Source organism: Ningiella algicola (genome assembly GCF_028401415.2).
Classification (GTDB): Bacteria; Pseudomonadota; Gammaproteobacteria; order Enterobacterales; family Alteromonadaceae; genus Glaciecola.
The window spans coordinates 2925285-2946475 of the sequence record NZ_CP171821.2 but is presented as its reverse complement, the minus strand read 5'-3'; the positions used below and the strand labels follow the sequence as shown (position 1 = coordinate 2946475).

Genomic DNA, 21191 nt, shown 5'->3' with positions numbered 1-21191 from the left:
CTTACAAGTTCGAAGAGAGTAACAAGTTATGCACGAAGCGTCAAAATCTGTGTCACCTATTAACAAGCTGATACTTCCTTCCCACTTTATAGGTATTGGCGCATCTGCTGGTGGCTTAGAGGCTTTGCAAACACTGTTGCAACATTTGCCCACGGGCACTGGCGCTTGCTTTGTCATTGTGCAGCATTTGTCCCCCGACTTTAAAAGCATGATGTTAGAGCTTCTGAGCAAACATACGGGCATGAATATTGAGAACGTTGAAGATGGTGTGCTTGCAAAACCCAATACGATTTACTTATTGCCGCCAAAAAAGACGCTGATTGTCGCGCAAGGGGAGCTGCTCCTATCCGATAAGATACCGGATTCAGGTTTAAGCCTACCCATCGATACCTTTTTTCGTTCATTGGCCGAAGACCAACAGCACCGAGCCATCGGCATCATTTTATCCGGTACAGGCTCGGACGGCAGCCGAGGGGTAAAAGCGCTCAAAGAAGCAGGGGCTCTGGTGATTGCGCAAGAGCCAGATAGTGCTAAATTTGATGGGATGCCAAACAGTGCCATTAACACCGGCATCGTTGATATGATTTTGAGACCCGAGGTGATGGGCGAAAAACTCGCTGAATACATCAAGCATCCACTCGTTAGCGGACAGTCGGATACTATTCAGCATGACATGGAAAGCAGTACCGATTTAATGGGCGAAGTCTTTTCAGTGCTCAGAACCAAAAGCAATATCGACTTTTCGAAATACAAACCTTCAACTATCGCTCGGCGCATAGAGCGTCGAATGACGATCAAGCAAGTCAATTCTTTACAAGAATACCTAATGCTTTTGTTTAAAGATAGCTATGAGGTTGAGGTGCTGAGTAAAGAGTTGTTAATTGGCGTTACGCGTTTTTTCCGCGATGATGAAGCGTTTAAAGTAGTCAAAGACAAGGTGATTCCTGAAATTGTCAGTAAGTCCAAAGATGGTGGACTCATAAGAGCATGGGTGGCGGCATGTTCAAGTGGTGAAGAAGCCTATTCAGTTGCCATATTGTTAAGTGATGAGGTGCAACGTCAAGGCTTAAAGCGTGAAATAAAGGTATTTGCTACAGATATTAATCAAGATGCGATTAGTGAAGCAAGCGCGGGCGTGTATAGCGAAGACATTGTCCATGATGTGCCTGCACCTTTACTCACGAAGTACTTCACCCAGCGCGCGGCAGGCGATTATCAAGTGAGTCAGCAAGTGCGGCATATGGTGGTATTTGCCACGCACAATATGATTGTCGACCCTCCTTTTTCAAATCTTGACTTGGTCACCTGCCGGAACGTTTTAATTTATTTTCAGCAAAGTGCTCAAAAAAGAGTGCTGTCTTCTTTGCACTTTGCACTGAAGCGTGGTGGTCACCTGTTTTTGGGTTCATCGGAGAATTTAGGCGAGCTTTCAAGTCACTTTAAAGTGATCAGTGACCGGGAGCGTGTTTTTCAGAAAACCTCCGATACGCGTTTGCCAATTAGTACAAACAGCACTATGCCAAACACAAATAAACAATTGCCAACGACGATACCCTCGGTTTCTACCTTAATGAAAAACTATCGTGGACAAGTCTCTACCGTATCTTCTATCAGTTTCGCAAACGAAGCGCTGATAACCGAATATGTGCCGCCATGCTTACTATTGAACGACGAATTTCAAGCAATTCATGTGTATGGCGATGTGTCAAAATATGTGAAGCGCTTACCACCGGGACGCATTAGCACTGAAGTAAGCGATATGGTGAACGAAGATATTGGCATTGCGGTGATGTCGGCATTACAGCGCGCTAAGCAAAAGGGCGAAGTTGTCTATTATACCGATATGAGTACCAACAGCGGAACTGGCCCGGTCGCTTTGAATATGCGCGTTAGCTATGTCAAAGAACATGACTTAGCTTCCGCACCCGGGTACTTTTGGGTAGTGTTTGAACCTTCTGATGAGGGCGATAAAGCCTCCCCTAAACCGCAGTCTTTCGATGCCGCTGAGCAAGCAAAACAGCGTATTGAAGACTTGGAACTGGAGCTTAAGTTCAGTAAGGAGCATTTACAAGTCACGGTAGAAGAGCTCGAAACAACCAATGAAGAGCTACAGTCTGCCAACGAAGAGCTGATGTCGGCAAATGAAGAGTTACAAAGCACGAATGAAGAGCTGCAGTCGGTTAATGAAGAGCTATACACTGTGAACTCGGAATATCAAGAAAAGATCTCTGAAATATCACAAGCCAACGGCGACTTAGATGAAGTGTTAGGGCTGGCTAAAATTGGGATTATATTCCTTGATGAAAATATGCTTATTCGCCGCTATACCGATGCGGTAAAAGCCTACGTAAACGTACTCGAGTCAGATGTGAATCGGCCGCTACATCATATTAGTCAGAATATCTCTTATGACAACATGCTGGAGGATGTTGCCTCAGTATTTAGAACCAGCGAATCTATAGAAAAAGAGCTCACGTTACCGAATAAGCGCTTGTTACGCATTACTATAAGCGCCTACACGCATAATGACGTGGACCAAACAAAAGGTGTTGCGATCGTGTTTTCGGATATTTCACGCGTTAAATACACCGAGCTTGGGATGGAAGTCGCCTACAAGCAGTTGCGCTCAAGCGTGAACAATGCGCTTGATATGCTTGATACCGCCCCCTTTAGCGATAATCTTACAGTGTTATTGTTGGATGATAATCAAAATGCGCTTTCTTTGCTCAGTGAAAATCTCAAGGCAATTGAGAGTTACAAGTGTAACATTCATACAGCGACAAGCGTTGAGCAAGCAATTGAAAGTATAAAAAATAACGATATCGATATTTGTATATCCGATTATTACTTAGATGATGAGACGGCTATCGATTTCATTGACGCGCTGAAACCCGACCAAATAAGACTCCCTGTAATCGTGACAACGGGCAATTTGACCGAGCAGCTAAGCCCGATGTTATTATCCCATGGTGCGCTTGACCTAATTGAAAAAGAAGACATTACACCGGCTCTGCTTGACAAAAGTATGCGCTACGCCGTACGTCGGCAGCAAATAGATGATCAAATTGACACCATGATGGTCAGCAACTCAGAAGAGCTCGCCGATGAAAACCGCCATGATAATTAAGCAATGACCAAGGTAAGCTAAGCTTTGTTAGAAAGGATATAAACGTGAATTCGAAGCCCTTTTTTGGTGAAGCAAGTAAAGCATCCTCACATCAAGTGGCAGGTGAGGCGATAAAACGCGCTTGTCATGATATAAAGGGGGCAATTAGCACAGCCTCTGGCTTTGCCAAGCTACTGCAAAGTGAGTTTGACGAGCGTCATGGTGCGAATGCTTCGGTTCAATCACATTTGTCGATTGTGCTGCAAGAGCAACAAAACGCCATAAAGCAGCTTAGAGGTTTATCCCGATATGCGGATGCGATTTCGAATGTTGTTTGCAAGCGCGTGTTAACAAATGCCATCGAAGTATTCAACGGCGCTTTCGAGACCTATCAGGCATCGCAGCCCAATCTTACGTTTTCAGTCAAGACTCTCAATTTTGGCGACAGTAATTTAGCGAGTGAGCAAGCCACGCATTTCAACATGCCCATCGCGTATCAAGACCTATTACGGGTAGCAAATGAACTCTTTAGCAATTCCGTTCTTCACTCGACGAAAGACAGCTCCCCTAGTTGTGCACTGGAAATTGATGCCAAGCCTGATATCGTCAACCCGAGTTTTGTTGAGCTGAGATTTATCAGTTTTCCTGCAAATATTGGTAACTTACTTAAAATAAAACGCCGTGAAGACCTTAGCATCTCTTCAGAGTCTGTCACTGTGCATGAGACAAAATTGCAGTCCTTGCGTTTATTATTTAAGCAGGCGGTGGTCGAGTCGTCGTCGAATCAAGATTCCATTGGTATTGGGCTTGCGATTGTTGATTACATTCTTGGTGTATATGCAGGAGAATTGAAATTTGACGTGCAGCGCCATGAAGAAGATTATGCCTTTATCGTCAGTATGACATTGCCAATGAGTGTTCCATCGAATATCGCTCCCGCTACGATGTAAGAATAATCTAAAAACCATGAACGCCTCAATATCAATATTCATTACTTGCAATCTAATACTGTTGCTCGCTGCATGCGCTACAAACGGCAAGAGGCAGGAATCAGCGAATACCGTAAGGTACGAAGCTTTTATCGATAAAGCGGATAAGACTTATTTGTCTTTAAAACAAACCATCGAAAACCGATTGGGCGATGACACCAGCTTTGACAGATTGCTATGGGTTTACCCCCTAAGCTCATTCTATAAGCCCCATAGCCAAGTTCAGCAAGACCGCAGTAATCAAATCAGAGGATATATGCAAAATAATCAGTTTGATGACTGCATAACACTCGCAGCAAGCGTGCTTGAAAAAAACTACAGCTCCTTAGACGCGCATTACGCCATGGCTTGGTGCGCGCGAAACGCGATAGAAGTATCGAGTGTCTCTCCACAGGATAATGAAACGCTAGCGAGCAAGTCCCGGTTTCACAGCTATGTGTTGAACGAGCTAATTGAAGCTATTTGGCGAACGGGCGACGGTCGCTCTGCACAAACCGCCTTTCGCATCAATAGCTCACAAGACTTGTTTGCTTTTGTGCAGTTTCATCAACTTATCTTGCAAGACCAGCGCCTCGTGTACTTTGAAAACAGACCCATCCAGCAGATTACCGTGCAAACACCTGAAAATGGCAGCCTCTCATATTGGTATTTTGATGTGTCACCACAGTTTCGCCATGGTCTGATGCAGTGACAGTGAGCGCGTTGGTGCCCTCATTTTAATCATGTAAATGTTGTGCTAAAAATGCTTCTAGTTCAGCGAAAAAACGCGTGCGATTGTCTTGGCGAGAAAGGAAATGATCGCCTTGTTCAAACTCAACAAACTTAACTTGTTTGTTGGCACGCTTAAGTGCGCTAAAAAAGCCTCTGGATTGATCAACATCTACCACCGAATCCGTCTCACCGTGCATTAGCAGAATTGGAATTTGTACCTTAGAAACGCCAGAAACAGGAGAGCGGGCAAGCAAGTCATCAGTGTTACTGCCAAACTGACGTTCAGCGAGCTCTCTTCCTCCCCTTAAATTGGACAGTTTGCGCTTTAACGCAGGCAAGTCAAACACACCAGCAAAGCTAGCAGCGCAAGTATACAATTCGGGCGTTTTCACTGCCGCCATAGCAGCAGCATAGCCCCCGTAGCTTGCACCCACAATACAAACATTGTCCTTATCGGCAATGCCCTGGTCAATTAAGTATTGGGTACCATCGCTTATGTCATCTTGCATCTGCAAGCCCCAGCCCTGCATTTGGGCTTGTGCGAATTCAAACCCATAGCCTTGAGATCCGCGAAAATTAGGTCGAAAGACGGCATAGCCGCGACTTGATAAGAAAGAAACATAAGGATCAAAGCCGCCGAAATCTCTAGTCCCTGGTCCACCATGCGGATAAATAACTGTGGGATAGGGAGCTTCGCCACTGCTTGGTAAGGTTAGATACGCTTCGATTTGAAGTTGATCTCTTGCGAGATACATCACTTTTTCATGAGAAGATAAGGTGTGCGAATACAACTCTGGATAACGGTCAAACAAATGAACAATTCCCTTGTTTTGCCTGTCACCTAAGAAATATGCACCGGGGATCCCATCGCCTTGAGCATATAAAATGTAACGATTTTCCTCAGCATCAAAACTCACGACTTGATTGTAGGTATCGGGAAAGGCCTTATTAATGCCGGTGTAGAAGCTCTCTAAATAGTCCGAAAAGTACAACTTACCATTGTCGATATGAGGGTCAGTGTATCCAATAACTTGGTCTAATTTTTCGGAGTAAATCAAACGAGGCGCAACATCATATTGTTCATGTTGCAATAATAAGGTGCTTTGTTTGTCTCGCAAATCCATTGAGTAAAATGCACGTTTGTCATTGAGATACGCGGTGTAATAAAGAATGTGTGGGTCGTGATCAAAACCCACAATGTTAACACCCGGCTCGTCAATTTGATGTTCAAACAGCACTTCAAAATCTTTGCTATCGTGTGGAATATGGTAAGTGATTTGTCTTTGCTGCTCTGTGTCGAAGCTTAGGCCAATACGTATTGCGCCGCTGCGGTCGCTCATCCATCTGCGGATGTTCCGCGTGCCGCTTTTTACGGCAGTACTGGCACCTGTATAGACATTGACTTTGTATACAGAAGGCATACCGGGTTTGTTGTAATCTACTGCGGTTAAAATATGCTCCGAGTCATCGCTTAACACGTCGACAACCGTATCTTTGAACTGTGTAAAGCTCCAGTTTTGAGTCTTGGTTTTTGGCCTTATTAGCACCTTAGGTTCAATTTTATCTTGGGTAATATCAATACCGAACAACTTAGTTTCAAAAAAATGCTGCGCGCGATACTCGCGAGCGTTTCTAACGCTTACCAACACCACGTCATCATTTGCCCAGCGATACCAATTGATTTTCGTCTTTTGGTTGTCTGAATTAATCAGCGGAATACTCTTTTTCTTGTCAAAATCGTACACAGCCAATAACGCTACAGGTTCTTCAATATCTAGATTTTGAATAAAAACAATGCGCGAACCATTGGGTGAGAGCTTTGGTGAATTATATGCAGGTAATCGCGAAAAAGACTGAGCGCTTATTTTGCCGCCAGCGTGAATTTGTTCATCATTGGCAATGGTGGTGCATGTAAAAAAGCTTAAGCCAAAAGTAGCGAGCAACAAGCCGCGACGGTATAAAGTTGAAATGAGGGCTGAACAAAGATTCACAAACCTTCCTTGTGTAAAAACTATCCATATGGTTCTTCTCTCAGAATGACACAGTGATACCGGCTTTGCAAAAAGAGTCAAGTCAGATTGTGCAAGTGCTAGCGTTTTCTAACAGGTTTATACTGGGTTGAGCAATAGCCGCGTGAGACATCGGGTGAGCGCAGCTTTTTGTGTTTGGTCTTGCGCCCTGACACGCGCGCACGCCAGTTATTAAAGGTTTTGCGTTTAATGCTGGCGCGCATAATTTCGATGACTTCAGGCTCGCTTAAACCGTAAAGACGCTCAATGGCTTCAAATGGGGTTCTATCTTCCCATGCCATTTCAATGACGCGGCTTTTATCGCTTTCAGAGAGTGTGAGCTTTTTGAGGATATTACTTGGCAAAATTCAATTGTCTCGGCAAACTATTTAACCTGAATCCTGTTTAAGGAATGGTGCAACTGCTTGTTTCACCTGCTTAAACTTAATTTTAACACTCAGTGCTGCTAGAATTGTGAAGAACAAGGCGTAAAAGTCACGTAATAGTCATTCTATTACTTACTTTTACAACGCAGTAATTCGCAATTCTAGCGGTACTGAGCGCCGTTTCTTAAACAGGATTCAGGTTATTGACTAAAGTATTTGTACCGAGACAGCGAAGATTTGGATTATCCGAGGCTTTGTTTCTTCTTAAGATAAGGCCATTACTGTAAAACTATTAGTGCTATCTAGACTTAGGCCAAAAATATGGATAAGTTGCGAAGGGCGAATTTATTTTCCAAGCATATAAAATGCTAAAAATTCATCGCAAAATATCGCAAATATGCAACTTATTGAAAAATGCAGTCGTAAGCTTCTTGTATAAGTAAGCCTTTAACTGCAAGGAAGACATCCATCATGAGCCCAACACAGGCTGAGAAACTCGAAGACTTACTGGCAAGGTGCGCCTTGAAAGACCAAGTTGCCTTCGCGAAGCTCTATAAAGAAGTGGCCAGCAAACTAAATGGCATTGCCTATCGTATTTTAAATAGTGTTGAGACCTCAAATGAGGTGCTGCAAGAGGCTTTTGTGCAAATTTGGAATAATGCGGGTGAATACCGTTCGGATAAAGCCGAGCCAATGACATGGATGGCGTCAATTGTGCGCTACCGAGCATATGACAGGATAAAGTTTGAAAAGCGTCGTATTGAAGGTTCGCAATTTAAGGCAGATTTAGAAAATTTTGACAGTATTGAAAGCACGCAAACCAGCGGTGTATTAATGTGCGAAATTGACCAAGAGCTCGACCGATGCTTATCGGTACTAGACGCCAATCAGCACCGCTCTATCTTGATGGCATATTATCTCGGTTTTAGCCGCGAGGAAATTTCTGGGCACTTTAATCGCCCGGTCAACACCATAAAGTCTTGGCTAAGGCGCGGCACAGAGAGGTTAAAAGAATGTCTGGGCAGTTAAGTAGCAAGATGAAGCGTTATCAAAACCCGAAGGTCGCAGATCATCTTGCATCAAACTACGTAATGGGTTTGCTCAATCCCTCGGTGAGAACCCGGGTGGATAGTTTGCGTCGCGATTATCCGCTGATTGATGAGCGCATTTATTATTGGGAAAACAAGTTTGCTACCTTAAACAATGGTGCAATTGATTTGGCACCTTTACCTCAAACGTGGGAACATATTCAACAACGTTTACATCTGGATGCACAAGCAGGACAAACTGATTCAAAAGCGGCCGCAGCATCTTCAAATCGTGTGAGTGAAGATGGCAAATGGTCGTTCTCTAGCTGGTTATTTGGGCGTTGGGGCGGTGGATTTAGTATCGCCTTTAGCTTAATGATGGCGGTGGTGTTGTTACAGCAACCACAAGAGGCAGACCCACTGAGTTACGTTGCTGTACTGCAAAACGAACAGCAAGAAGCGCAAGTGGTTGCGGCAAGTTACGGACGCTCCAAAAATCTAGTCCTTGATATTATCTCTCTGCCGGAAATTGATAGTTCGGAAAGTTTTGAGCTGTGGGTAACATCCAAAACTGATCAACAAGTGCGAAGCTTGGGAGAAGTTCCCGCCGACTTAGCCAGCTTTGAGCGTAAGCTTTCCGATGCTGAATGGCGATTAATTACCGACTCTGCCGATTTAATATTATCAGTGGAAGAGGCGGGTGGTTCAGCCATAGGTGAGCCAAGCGATATGATTGTATCGCGTGGATTGTGCGTGCGTTTGTCAGCTTGGGATCAGGAATCATAAGCCATTTGAAAGGAAAAATGCGCGAAACATGAATTTACGAAAATTACGGCATCTAAGCGGCACAAAGTCCGTTTATTTGTTTATGCTTTTGGTCTTGAGTCTTGATGGGCATGCCTTCGCCAGTGATTTTGAGTTTGAGCCATCTGCACGATATCGCTATCAACAGGTGGATGATACGGTGCGCGGTGATGCCATCGCAAGCACGATTTTAGTGCGACTTAACGCACGTTGGGAAGCATCAGATAATTGGTCGGCTTTGGTGCAGGGTGATTATGTACATGCCTTTAACGAAGGTCGATACAATTCGATTACCTTGAACCGCCCCACCAGTCCTATACCCGATGTGCCGGGCGCAGAATTGAATCAAGCATGGGTGCAGTACAGTGCTGATAATGACTGGTCAGCAAAATTGGGCCGTCAGCAGTTTAACTTCAACAACGAACGCCACGTCAGTGCGGTAGAGTTTTGGCAAAACGACCAAAGCTATGATGCACTATCCATTGCGTATAATGACCGTCAGTACTGGGATTTTACGTATGCGTATGTCAACCGCGTACATCGCATTTTTACAGACGATGCCAAGCCTATTTTGCAAGTGGATGACCCGCGATTTCCAAGCAATCCCAATAGACCCTTTTCCGAACTGGGCAATCACGATCATGACAGTCATTTAATTAATCTTAGCTATCAGCTTAACCGCTATCTTGCCATAAGCGGATATGCCTATTTGCTAGATAACCGCTCTGCCCAGCAGTTCTCAAGTGATACTTTTGGGCTGCGTCTTGAAGGCGAAATTAAGCCTTCATCCATTCGCTATGCCTATAGTGCAGAGCTTGCTCGCCAGGAAACGGCCGACGCTAGCCCTTGGGATTACGAAGGCTACTACGCTTTTGCTGAGTTTAGCGCGCAATATCAAAGCCATCGTTTAAGCATTGGCTATGAGCGCTTAGGCGAAGACAATGGATTTGCCTTTGCGACCTCTTTAGGCAATAACCACTTGTTTTTAGGTTGGGCCGATATATTTTCAGGCTACACTAACGCCGACGGCTTACGAGACACCTTTGTGACTTACCGAGGGCGCAAAGCTAAACTGAGATGGCGAGTCGTTGCGCATCGCTTTGAGAGCGATTCAAGTGGCGTCAATGTTGGTAATGAGCTGGATATCGAAATTGCTTATCGCATCACGCGTGACTGGGAAGTCAGTGTAATCAGCGCGATGTATTTTTCACAAGACGGCTTAGTAGAGCTGCCAGAGACTCAAGAGGATTTGACTAGCACGATATTGTCAGTCTCTTATGATTTTTAACTAAAACGCGCTACTTCCAATCATCGGCGTTGCCATCATGGCTGATGGTAATGCCCTCTTGCTCATCGTAAAAATCGTAAAGCTCGTCGGGCATGGGGTTTTGTTTTACGTCTAAAAAACGCAGATTAGTTAAGGCAGTGATGTCCAAATCCTCGAGCTGATTATCCCAAAGATAGGCTTCTTCTAAGGATTCAAGTTCAGAAATATCTAATCGCTCCAGTTTATTTTCCATCATGCGCATTTTCTGCACCGACCTTAAACCGCTTAAGTCTAACTCGGTCAGTTCATTTTTGAACAAAAACAGGGTTTCCAAATGCTGTAGCCCGCTAATGTTGAGCCTCTCAATTTTATTCTTGGCTAAGTTAAGATAACGTAAGTGCACCAGTGAGCTTAAATCAGCCTCGGTGATGTCATTGGCAAATAGTGAAAGGTGCTCAAGGCCGCTTAGGGCCTCTATGCCAGATAGATCTGAAATGCCTTTTTTGTGGCACTTAAGTCTGGTAAGCGTGGAGATATCACTTAGTCCGGCGTCTTCCAAGGCTGAATTAACACACGCAGAGAGCGCAGTATCAACCATGTTTGCACCGCTAATTGAATATGCCGAGTGGCTAAGCAATACAACAACTGATATCAGACCTGTTTTGATGATTAAAAAATGCGCAGCTGACTTATTTAAAAATTTCATATGCATAAACAGTTATAAATAGTTCACGTTAGCTAAATTACGTTTACCGAGCGCTAAAGGGTGCAGTCTGAAGGTGTAAACCTTGCTCTGCTTGCACCCAGAATCCACTTCTAAAATTGATACACTATACCTACTCGCGCCTCAACATCGTCCTGAACAAAGCCCACCGCATCTTCAACCGCTTTCCCGAATACGTTTTCAATATTCAGCGTGAACTGCATTTGCTCGTTATAACGGTAGGTGCTGCTTGCGCCAACGACCGCGTGCCCACCAAGCCTGACAAAGCCGGTGGCGATGGAGCTATCCAAAAAATCATCTCTGAAATCAACAAATACACTGCTGTTGAAGTCATTGTAGCGCCAGTCTAAGCGCACGTTCCCGCTAATATTTGGGCGTTTTCGAAGTGTCACGCCTTCATCTGCATCGATATCTAAGTATCGGGCGTTGATAATGAAGCTCAGATCGCGACTAAGCTGAGCGCTTAGATCAAATTCTAAGCCAGAGGTATCTACCTGATTTCTGTTCACATTGGTGAAAAGTTCCGCGTCAAAGTCGACCAAATCTTCGAATTGATTTGCGAAGTAGACAAGTGAATAGCGGATGTCATCGCTGACTGCGCTTTCGAAACCGACTTCGAAGTTATCGCTTAATTCAGGCTGCAGTTCGCTGTTACCTACTAAAGGATGCGCAAGGGCAAAAAATGAAGGGAGTTTGTAACCCTGATTAAATACTGCAAACACGCGTGTATTGCTTGCCACCTCCCATGACGCTCCGAGCCGGAAGCTGGTTTCGCTGTCAAAGTCGTCGGGCGAATCGTATCGAAGGCTAGCCTCTATCGTCAAAGCATCTATGCTATGACGAATTTCGGCAAAAGCAGAGCGGGTATCTTGAGAGAAATCGTAATCCACCGGAAGCGGGAACCCAAAATCTAACGTACCTCTGTTTTTACCGTCTTGTTGTCGTATGTTAGCGCCAACTATCAGTAAAGTATTCTCATGCACTTGATAGTTTGAAAACACATCTAGTTCAGCGCGCTCGTACTCAGATGTCACAACGCTTGCAGGAATACCTGAAAATACACCCTCAGCAATGCCAGGGTTATCAATGGTTTCTTCCCGATTCAGCCATGAGGCATTTGCACTGAGTGAAAAGTTATTCGTAAAGGTCCAATTTGCGTTTGCACTGAGCAACCACTGGTCGCTATCGCGTGTTTCAGCCACTTGCGGTTGAGCAAATAAAGGCCCTCCGGAGTCTTCAGTAAAACCCGAGACATCGGTTTGATTGTAGGTCATTAACAGCGAATAGTTTGCTTTGTTCTGATCAGCGCTAAGTTTTGCCATACCTTGATGCGAGTTAAGCTCTTCGAATGAAGAAATTCGCTTATTCTGAGTAGATACCGAAGCGAGCAATGAGGTATTGGGCGCCAATTCGGTGGAGCCGGTGAGACTGGCGTTCAACTGACTATTATTACCGGCTTCGAGCGTTAGTACCGGTTCGCTGCTGTCTCTGGTAACAATGTTAATTACGCCACTGACGGCTTCTCCCCCGTAAATGGTGTTTATACCTCCGCGATATACTTCAATACGTTCAATGGCCGAAGGATTAATTTGATTAAAGTCGAAACCGCCGCCACGACTGTTAGTGGAGTCATTCACCGCGACGCCATCAATTGTGACTAGGGTAAAATTAAACTCACCTCCGCGAATGGATACATAGGAAAATCCGCCAGCGTTGCCGTTTTCCGCAATGTCTAGGTGCGGGATTCGGCGCAAAAGGTCGATGGTGGATGCTGGATTAATTTGTTCAATTTCAGCACGAGAAAGCACGCTCAGAGCGCCAACCGGTGCATCGCCTAAACGCGTGCCGGTGATGCTGATTTTTTCTATTTCATTGTCAATCACTGAGCTTTGTTGCGCGTAGCTCGAAAATGAGCTTGCGACGAGAAATGCGACAATTGAATACTTCAGTTTCATCAATCAATCCTTATCTGATTCTTGAGTCGAAACGCGGCAAAACCGACGTGAAGCACAAGGCATAAGTTATGTTTTTTACTGAGCGCATTAGACCCTTGATGCGGCAAATTTTCAAGCATATTGAAGATGAAAAATTATGAAATTTTGTTTACGGTTTCAGAACTAGCACTTAAAGATGCGAATCGTTTTTCATTGACGAGTTTGAGTAGCTCACCTGCTGCAAGTGCATCCGACATTGCGCGGTGATGGCGCTGCATATCGATGGAAAAATGCTTCGTAAGATTGGCAAGGGAATAGGATGGCAAACCTTTATAGTAGCGCCGCATTTGCTGCACTGTGCACAGTTTAGGTCTGCGCCAAAACCGTTCTAAACGAGCAAACTCCTGTTTGATAAATCCGTAGTCGAAATTGACATTATGAGCGACGAAAATGCAGCCTTCTGTGAAAGAGTCAATTTCCTCTGCTACATCTGAAAATAAGGGAGCGTCGGCAACCATTTCGTCGGTAATTCCCGTCAGAGCGGTAATGTTTTTTGGTATGCGTCGCTGCGGATTGAGTAAACTTTGCCAACGATCCACAATTTGGCCATCCACCATTTTTACCATCCCAATTTCGGTGATTTTATGATGTTGGGCGCGACCGCCAGTGGTCTCAATATCCACCACGACATAAGGCTGCATAGGGTCGGTAATAAAATCGACGGTGGTAATACGCACGTCAAAACCATGCTCGCGCAAGCTTTGGATACAGGCTAGTTGATTACGACGAAGTACGTCACCTTGCGCTTTAATTTCTTCGAAACGAAGGGCGCTATTCTCTATTACCATGATATCAGGGTATCCATCGTGACAGCCTTGCCAGTCTTTGCACATTCTTAGAAGCTGACATTTAATGCCTTCAATGGGCGCATGTTGAACGAGCAAATCAAGGTTTTCGAGCAAATCAGCGCGCCAATGAAAAATGCCCTGGCCTTTACCAAAGTTTTCGGCAGCATTGCGTGAGAGTAGGCTCATCATGTCGTTTGCAGTGCAAAGCGCGTCAAGCTTGGTATCTATGTGCTCTTGCGCTAGACGGTAAAAACTATTTTGCTTTAAACAGCTAGGCATAAAATCAAAGGGAGTCGCCAGGCCTAAACCCGGTAAATCAAATAATTCTTGCCAAAACACTAGGCCAAACAAGCTTCGCCACAAAATGTTTTCAGTGCGAATGGCATGTAAACTACCTTGATGGTTTGGCGTAGCAGCACAGGTGAATTGAGACTTATAATGTGCAATGACCGCGCGCTCTACGCTGCCGCGGTGCACCTCATCTAAGCGCAAGTGCTGATTGCCCTCACGCAGCATGTCTGTTAACACACTGGTGCGTTTTTGATGATATTTTCGCGCTAAAAAATCCTGTGCAAAATGCAGTATTCGATCGCTTAAGGGATCATCAATAATCTTCATCAATTGCGCATTAACCGATTCTACATAGCCCGCTTTATGGGCTTCTCTACACCATTTCTCCTGAGCCTGCTCCAGGTCGATAATGGCTAGCAACGCTAAGGCTTTGTCGCGATTAAACGCTAGCATTGCCTTTGCTAATTCAAACATGACGCCCGCGTATTTTTCCTTCACTGCGGGATCGTCAATCTCATTGTTGTCGCCAGGTAACTGTTCTATGCGTGCTTCAATCGCATCTTCGCTATCAAGCGCGCTGCGGCGAACTTCAGACAGGTAGCGAGACAAACGGTAGCTCAACAGCGCGCTGTGTTTGCAAGTAAAGCGTGCTTGCATTTGAGCGCGCTCTTCCCTTGTGTTCATAATGCCTAAATCGCGCAATGAAAACTGATTCAGCGCTGATTTGGTATTGCCAAAATATAAAAATAGAAAGTATCCAATATGCTCGTCGACGCTGCGCATGCGGTACTCATTCACCAAGGTGCACTGCGATGAATCAATTAGATCCCTCGCAGGTATCGTTTTACATGCAGATAGTAAAACCGCTTTTGGTGAGGATTTTGTGATTTTTGAGGGGGCATCCGCTCTATGCACTAGGCAGCTGGCGCTTAGCTCCGAGTATAAGCGATATAGTTCGTCTTTAGTTAAACACTCTAACCAAATATGTGCCTGCTCTGGCTTAGGAGGCGCAAGCCAGTTAAGCGCGACAAGTTGGTCTATCAGTTGCGTAATGTTTGGCAGCTCCTCAAACCTTAGAGAGCTTATTTTAACTGCGCTGTGTTTACGATTAATGCAGCGCACCAGTGCACACTGCTGGTCTTTACTGGCGAGATGAAAGCTCTCTAGGAAGCTAAGGTGCTCTTTATGCAGCAAATCCGAGCATGGTCCTTCTACGAACTGCAGAAACTCATGAAAATGGGTCAAATAATAATAGGTTGGTAAGCGCCGCATCTTGCAATCGGGTTGGTTAATTACTGTTTAAAAATACAGTATAAATCTTTCATAGACAAGCACTCTATGAATGCACAAGTGCGCACACTCACGTTGGATTACAAAAAATAATCAAAAGATTTAATCATTTGATTTAATTCATCCTTATTTTGTTCTATTATGCGCCGTAATTGTTGAACGACGAAGGCGTAAAGAGATGGCGCAGCACACTATCGCATTTCAAAAAATCCTTATATTGGCGGCACTTACCTGCTTCATAAGTGCGTGTAACGAAGAGCAAAACCATTCACCAATCGTAAAGTCGGTCATTGCTATTGAGCCACAGGCAGCGCACCAGCAAGTCAAGCGCACGCTTTCAGGTGTATTGCGTCCAGTTGATCAAAGCATCCTTAGTTTCGAAATCCCCGGTGTAGTGCAAGACGTCAATGTTAATTTGGGCGACCGCTTTGAGGCAGGCGATGTGTTGGCAAGCATTGACGACAAAGTTTTTCGCTTAGCCCTGCAGCAAAGAGAAGGGCAATTATCTGAGGCAAAAGCACGGCTTACCGAAGCCAAACTTGATTTTGAACGCAATGCAACGCTCGTACAAAGTGGCGCGGTTTCTCAAGCCCAAGTTGATGTGGCAAAAGCACGATATGAGTCGTTGATTGACCAAGTGAATATTGCGCAAACGCAGGTTGCGCTTGCTCGCGAAGACTTAGACGACACGCGTTTGCGAGCACCTTTTCCCGGCAGTGTGGCGGTAAGGCACATTGAACCTTCGCAGCAAATTTCCCCGACGACAGCGATACTAACCATTCAGGGCTCTGATGCGCTAGAGGTGTCAGTATTAGTGCCCGAGTCAATGATCAATGATATTCAAGCTGAGGATGAAGTCCTTGTTGATGTGCTCATTGACCGAAGTCGCGAAACCATAAAAGGAAAGGTGTTTGAACGGGGTAAGCAGGCTCAGCAGGCGAATGCTTTTCCAGTTACCATTAGCTTGCAAGAGCTGCCTTCTACATCTAGTTTACAGGCCGGTATGTCGGCAGAGGTTGTTTTTAGCTTATCTAAGCATCAATACTTTGCCAGTAATGAAATGTACTCAGCGCCCTTGTCGAGTGTTGCGGCAGGTGCGCAGGATACGCACTATATTTATGTGTTAAAACCCTCGCCAAGCGACACTCAAAGTGGTAACGACAACTCATATACGCTGCAAAAAGCAAGCGTAGAAGTTCATGCTTTCCACTCAGATTCTGTCGTATTTAGTGCTGAGTATGCAAGCAATACTGTGAACGTGGGTAGCAGCAAGATTGTCGCTTCAGGGCTGGATTTCCTACGTGACGGTCAACAAGTTCGCGTGATGACGGGCCATCCTCGTACCATAAACGAGTAATGTGGCAAATAACGCTATGAATATTTCTTCCCTTTCATTTATTTACAATCGCTTGCTACTTGCCGTCGTGTTTTCGCTGATGGTGTTTGGTGGCTATAGCTACTTCCATTTACCAGCACAAGAAGATCCAAAAATTACTGTGCGAGAGGCGGTAATAACGGCAACGCTTGAGGGCTTCCCTGCGGAGCGCGTTGAGCTTCTGATCACGAAAACCTTAGAAGAGGCGATACAAAATCTGCCGGAAGTGAAGGAGATCCGCTCCATTTCTCTGGTGGGTCAATCCATTATCCATGTGCAGTTACAAGATAAATACACTGAACTTGACCAAATTTGGGATGATATGCGCCAAGAGATAGATTTGGTGATCAATCAATTACCCCAAGGCACCAGCGCCGTGCGCGTCAACGACAACTTTGGCGATGTTGCTGTGCTCACGGTTGCGCTACTTGCACAAGACGGCATCTCTTGGGGAAAGCGCTTTGATGTTGCTCAACATATACGCGACTTTATGTTCCAAGTGCCTGGTACGAAACGTGTGGATATTCTGGGCGTTCAGCCTGAGCAAGTGTATATAGAAGTGGCAAATGCCAAACTAGCGCAGCTCGGTGTGGCGCCTAACTTAATTATTCAAGCTCTGCAGGCACAAAACGTTATCCGCCCCGGCGGGACAATTGATGCCAATGGCACCAATTTCACTTTGCAACCAACAGGAAACTTCGGTTCGGTTGAGGATATTGCCAATACGCTAATATCGGTGCCAGGTCTTGAACAATCAGTTCAGCTTAAAGACATCGCGCAAGTGAAGCGTGCGCCCATCGACCCACCCACACGCACCGCGTTTTTCAACGGTCGGCCTGCTATTGTATTTGCCATAGCAAAAGATGATGCCAGCGATGTACTGAGTTTTACGCCAGCAATGGAGGCGCTCATTGCCGAGCTGCAATCGTCCATTCCAGCTGGCTACGAACTGCAGACCATTACCCGACAAGCAGATGTGGTTGAAGCGGCAGTGCAAGGGGTCAGCTTCAATGTGTTTCAAACCCTGTCCATTGTATCAGCAGTGGTGATCCTATTTTTGGGGCTTCGTACCGGTATTATCGTCGGCTCGATCGTGCCTTCGGTTATTTTGATTACTATGTCGGTGATGGCGTTTTCCGGCATGGCTCTAGAGAGAATGTCTTTAGCCACTTTAATTATCGCTTTAGGTGTGCTGGTCGACAACGGCATTGTTGTAGCCGAGGATTTTATGCGCCGTTTAGAAGAGGGTGAGCAGCGCAAAGACGCTCTGGTGCAGTGCGGAAAAACGCTTGCCATTCCACTGTTGACCTCTTCTTTAACGACGATTCTGGTATTTTTACCGCTGATGCTAGCAGAAAGTGCCTCCGGCGAATATACACGCTCCGTGTCGTTAGTCATTTTAATATCCCTGTTAGTATCTTGGTTTTTGTCGCTATCAGTCACTCCCCTGTTGTGTTATCACTTCGTTAAAATTAAAACGCCTGAACAGCAAGGCGCTGTGCGAAAGCGTATCGATGAGATGTTTGAACATCTCAATCCGACCTATGAAAAAGCGCTTAGAAAGATTCTAAAGCACCGCTCTATATTTCTGCTGTGCATGCTAGGTCTGTTTTTTCTCGGTGGACTTGGACTTAGTCAGGTGCCGGTAAAGTTTTTCCCGGACTCAGATCGTTCACAGGTGCTGATTTACGCCGATTTGCCTGCGGGCAGCTCCATGCGCGAGACCAGCAAAATGATGCAGCGCGTCATGCAGGATTTAGACGACAAAACGCGTTTTAAGCACATCCAAAAACATGCAGCCTATGGTGGATTTGGCGGCCCAAGGTTCGTACTATCACTCACTCCGCTTGATACTGAGCCGCACAAAGCTTTTTTCGTATTAGATGTTGGCGACAGAGCAAACACCGACCCTACCATTGAGGCGATAAGGGAGATGTTCGCCAACGAATATCCAAGCGTTGCTGCACGCGTTACTAAGATGTTTTTGGGTCCTTCGGATTCGAGCAAAATTGATGTACAGATAAAAGGCCCAGACGCAAATTATATTTACAATACTGCGCTAGAAATTGAGAGGATGTTGCGCGGCATTGAGGGCACCTATGATGTGCGCAATGACTGGGAAAACCGCGTCACGCAAATTCGAATCCAAGTCAACCAGCAGCAAGCGCGGCGCACTGGCGTAAGCTCCCAAGATATTGCGCAATCTTTGCAGAGTTATTTCAGTGGCTTGGTTGTCACTGAGTTTCGCGAGGGTGATGACATTCTCCCCATTAAGATCAGAGCGCCTCAGAACGAAAGATTTAATTTGGACCGCCTAGAGACAGCAACGATTTATTCACCTGGTCTAGAGCGTAATATTCCATTGATGCAAGTGGCAAGCGTTGAATATGAGACAGGATTTGCGCGGATCGCACGAGAGAATATGTTTCGAACCGTAACCGTAGAAGCGAAAAATGCCTTGATGAATGCAGAGGATATGGTGCCGTTTATGCAAGGACCGCTGGCTGAGCTCCAAGCATCTTTACCTTACGGTTATACCATTGAATATGATGGCGTTATCCAAGATTCGAAAGATTCTCAAGCATCGTTAAACAAAAATTTACCGCTATGTGTGGCCGCAATACTGATACTTTTGGTTGGACAATTTAAATCCTTCAGACGCACAGCCATCATCATAACAACCATTCCGCTCATAATAATCGGCGCATCAATTGGCCTTTTGGTACTGCAGGGCGATTTTGGTTTTATGGTGATTTTAGGGCTTTATGCACTTGCAGGTATAATTATCAACAATGCCATTGTGTTGATTGACCGCATTGATATTGAACTGGGTGCTTTAGATAATCCTGAGGACTCAGGTGCGCGCGTAGAGGCCTTAGTCAGCGCTTGCATAAGGCGTCTTCGCCCAATTATCATGTCAACCAGCACCACCATTTTGGGCTTAATGCCGTTGATTATTGGTCAAGACGCTTTGTTTTACGCCATGTCGGGCGCCATCGCATTCGGTCTTGCGGTCGGTACGCTTTTGACCTTAGGCGTAGTGCCAGTCCTATTCGCCATATTTTTTTCGATTAAACATGTTCCAAATACCAACGTTAATAGTCGAGTAGACGGCCATGTTAGTGATGCAGGCGCAAAAGCGTAGTGAATTTTGATATATTAACCTTGCAGTGGATGTAGTGACAACAACGATGATAGAGACTAACAAGCAGGAAATAGGCGATGATATTCGCCGAAGCGCTACCGCTATTGCTTTAATCGAAGCGGGCATTGACCAATTTGGACTTTACGGTCAAAAAGCGACCACACGCAACGTCGCCGAGCATGCGAACGCAAATATCGCTGCTATTCCCTATTATTTTCGCAGCAAAAACGGCTTATATAATGCCTGCATGCATTACATCGTGGATGAAATATGGGCCCAAATTGGCGATCAGCTTTCTAATGCATCTCAAAACATCGAGGATTTAAATCAAGCGCAAGCAAGCCAACGCTATCTCGCCATCATGGAAGCCTTTTGTCAGTTTTTCTTGCAAGACCCCGATACGCTTCGTTGGTCACAGTTTGTGATGCGGGAACATGCAACGCCAACTCAAGCCTACGAAATCTTTTACCAGCGATACTACCAACATGCACAAAGCTTAAAAGTCAAACTTCTGTCCGTTTGCCTTGGTAAGTATTATGACGAAAAGCGCTTAAAAGTGATTAGCCACGCGCTTTTTGGTCAAGCATTAGGGTTTTTATTGGCGAGGGAGTCATTACTGCGCGGTTTGGGGATTGAAGAATTGAGCACGGATGATGTTAAACTTATTAGCGACGTCGTGACGCAAAATGTGCGTAGCGTGCTTGTAAACCCTACTTTATGAGAAACATCAATTAAGCGCGCACCTTTTGCTTACCCACCCATGCAAAATGCGCTGAAAGGACGTCATCTTTCAACAATAACTCTAGCGTCCTAAAGGATTTTGCTAATTGCATTTCCGTATACGTTTTGTGGAGGCCATCATGACATTGACGGCAAATATCGACACCGCAAGCAAGCTCAGCTTTGCTAAAATGCTTTTTAAAATAGCTGCGTCGATGCATTTTTTTGGGGATTAGATGATGAAAGGTCAAATCCAATTCGCGCTTGCACAAAGGGCATTTACCATGGCGTTTTCGACGCGGATAATTTTTGGTCACCATTGCGTTTACAGCCAGATGTCGTTTTATGTAAAACAAAGCTTACATGAATCTAAAATTGACAAACATTAACAAAAATTTAAATTTCTATATTTCACAGTCACTTGTCGCAAACGCCCTCAGAATCGTCTTGCTGAGGCTAAATTTTCAAGTAGGATGGTCGATGCAGTATTTAAGCGTAAACATAAATTGATGGTTAAGCTTAAAATAGTAACCAAGGCTAGAAATATGAAAGATGATCATAAAA

At 45.1% G+C, this 21191-nt stretch carries 14 protein-coding genes; 9 read left to right on the top strand and 5 right to left on the bottom strand.

Features of this window, described 5'->3' with window-relative positions; translation table 11 throughout:
- Positions 1 to 28 precede the first annotated feature (28 nt).
- Genes PN836_RS12810 through PN836_RS12800 form a run of 3 tightly spaced genes read left to right on the top strand, consistent with a single transcriptional unit; the run spans position 29 to position 4786 of the window.
- Positions 29 to 3127: a CheR family methyltransferase gene (locus PN836_RS12810; RefSeq protein ID WP_395338879.1), complete on the top strand. Its 3099-nt coding sequence runs from the start codon at positions 29 to 31 to the stop codon at positions 3125 to 3127.
- A 44-nt stretch (positions 3128 to 3171) separates the two neighbouring features.
- Positions 3172 to 4056: a hypothetical protein gene (locus PN836_RS12805; protein WP_395338877.1), complete on the top strand. Its 885-nt coding sequence runs from the start codon at positions 3172 to 3174 to the stop codon at positions 4054 to 4056.
- Positions 4057 to 4072: 16 nt separating this feature from the next.
- Positions 4073 to 4786, top strand: coding sequence for a DUF4919 domain-containing protein (locus tag PN836_RS12800; protein WP_395338875.1), 714 nt, complete (start codon positions 4073 to 4075; stop codon positions 4784 to 4786).
- 25 nt (positions 4787 to 4811) lie between these two features.
- Here the strand turns inward: PN836_RS12800 and PN836_RS12795 are convergent, their stop codons facing one another.
- Together PN836_RS12795 and PN836_RS12790 are read right to left on the bottom strand one after the other, a co-directional pair.
- Entirely contained in the window at positions 4812 to 6797 is a 1986-nt protein-coding gene (locus PN836_RS12795; protein ID WP_395338873.1) for an alpha/beta hydrolase family protein, read from the bottom strand.
- 98 nt (positions 6798 to 6895) lie between these two features.
- Positions 6896 to 7117, bottom strand: coding sequence for a TIGR03643 family protein (locus tag PN836_RS12790; RefSeq protein WP_395345644.1), 222 nt, complete (start codon positions 7115 to 7117; stop codon positions 6896 to 6898).
- A 555-nt stretch (positions 7118 to 7672) separates the two neighbouring features.
- Between PN836_RS12790 and PN836_RS12785 the strand changes: the two genes are divergently transcribed.
- Genes PN836_RS12785 through PN836_RS12775 form a run of 3 tightly spaced genes read left to right on the top strand, consistent with a single transcriptional unit; the run spans position 7673 to position 10321 of the window.
- Positions 7673 to 8230, top strand: a complete 558-nt coding sequence (locus PN836_RS12785) for an RNA polymerase sigma factor (RefSeq protein ID WP_395338871.1) — start codon at positions 7673 to 7675, stop codon at positions 8228 to 8230.
- Complete coding sequence (locus tag PN836_RS12780; protein ID WP_395338869.1) at positions 8215 to 9015, top strand: anti-sigma factor; 801 nt, start codon at positions 8215 to 8217, stop codon at positions 9013 to 9015. Before PN836_RS12785 ends, PN836_RS12780 begins: the two co-directional genes overlap by 16 nt.
- A 28-nt stretch (positions 9016 to 9043) precedes the next feature.
- Complete coding sequence (locus tag PN836_RS12775; RefSeq protein ID WP_395338867.1) at positions 9044 to 10321, top strand: alginate export family protein; 1278 nt, start codon at positions 9044 to 9046, stop codon at positions 10319 to 10321.
- Between the two features lie 10 nt (positions 10322 to 10331).
- On the opposite strand, the gene PN836_RS12770 is transcribed toward PN836_RS12775, so the two are convergent.
- The 3 genes from PN836_RS12770 to PN836_RS12760 form a co-directional block, all read right to left on the bottom strand.
- Positions 10332 to 11006, bottom strand: coding sequence for a leucine-rich repeat domain-containing protein (locus PN836_RS12770; RefSeq protein ID WP_395338865.1), 675 nt, complete (start codon positions 11004 to 11006; stop codon positions 10332 to 10334).
- A 110-nt stretch (positions 11007 to 11116) separates the two neighbouring features.
- The gene (locus tag PN836_RS12765) at positions 11117 to 12979 is read right to left on the bottom strand and encodes a TonB-dependent receptor plug domain-containing protein (protein WP_395338864.1); all 1863 of its coding nucleotides are present in this window, start codon (positions 12977 to 12979) and stop codon (positions 11117 to 11119) included.
- Between the two features lie 134 nt (positions 12980 to 13113).
- The gene (locus PN836_RS12760; protein WP_395338862.1) at positions 13114 to 15291 is read right to left on the bottom strand and encodes an exonuclease domain-containing protein; all 2178 of its coding nucleotides are present in this window, start codon (positions 15289 to 15291) and stop codon (positions 13114 to 13116) included.
- A 274-nt stretch (positions 15292 to 15565) separates the two neighbouring features.
- On the opposite strand from PN836_RS12760, the gene PN836_RS12755 reads away from it, so the two are divergent.
- From PN836_RS12755 to PN836_RS12745, 3 genes are read left to right on the top strand one after another with little or no spacing between them, the layout of a single operon-like run.
- Entirely contained in the window at positions 15566 to 16744 is a 1179-nt protein-coding gene (locus tag PN836_RS12755) for an efflux RND transporter periplasmic adaptor subunit (RefSeq protein ID WP_395338860.1), read from the top strand.
- A 16-nt stretch (positions 16745 to 16760) separates the two neighbouring features.
- Positions 16761 to 19907 (top strand): efflux RND transporter permease subunit, encoded by a 3147-nt coding sequence (locus tag PN836_RS12750; RefSeq protein ID WP_395338858.1) that lies wholly within the window; start codon positions 16761 to 16763, stop codon positions 19905 to 19907.
- Between the two features lie 46 nt (positions 19908 to 19953).
- Complete coding sequence (locus PN836_RS12745) at positions 19954 to 20628, top strand: CerR family C-terminal domain-containing protein (protein WP_415926373.1); 675 nt, start codon at positions 19954 to 19956, stop codon at positions 20626 to 20628.
- Positions 20629 to 21191 lie beyond the last annotated feature (563 nt).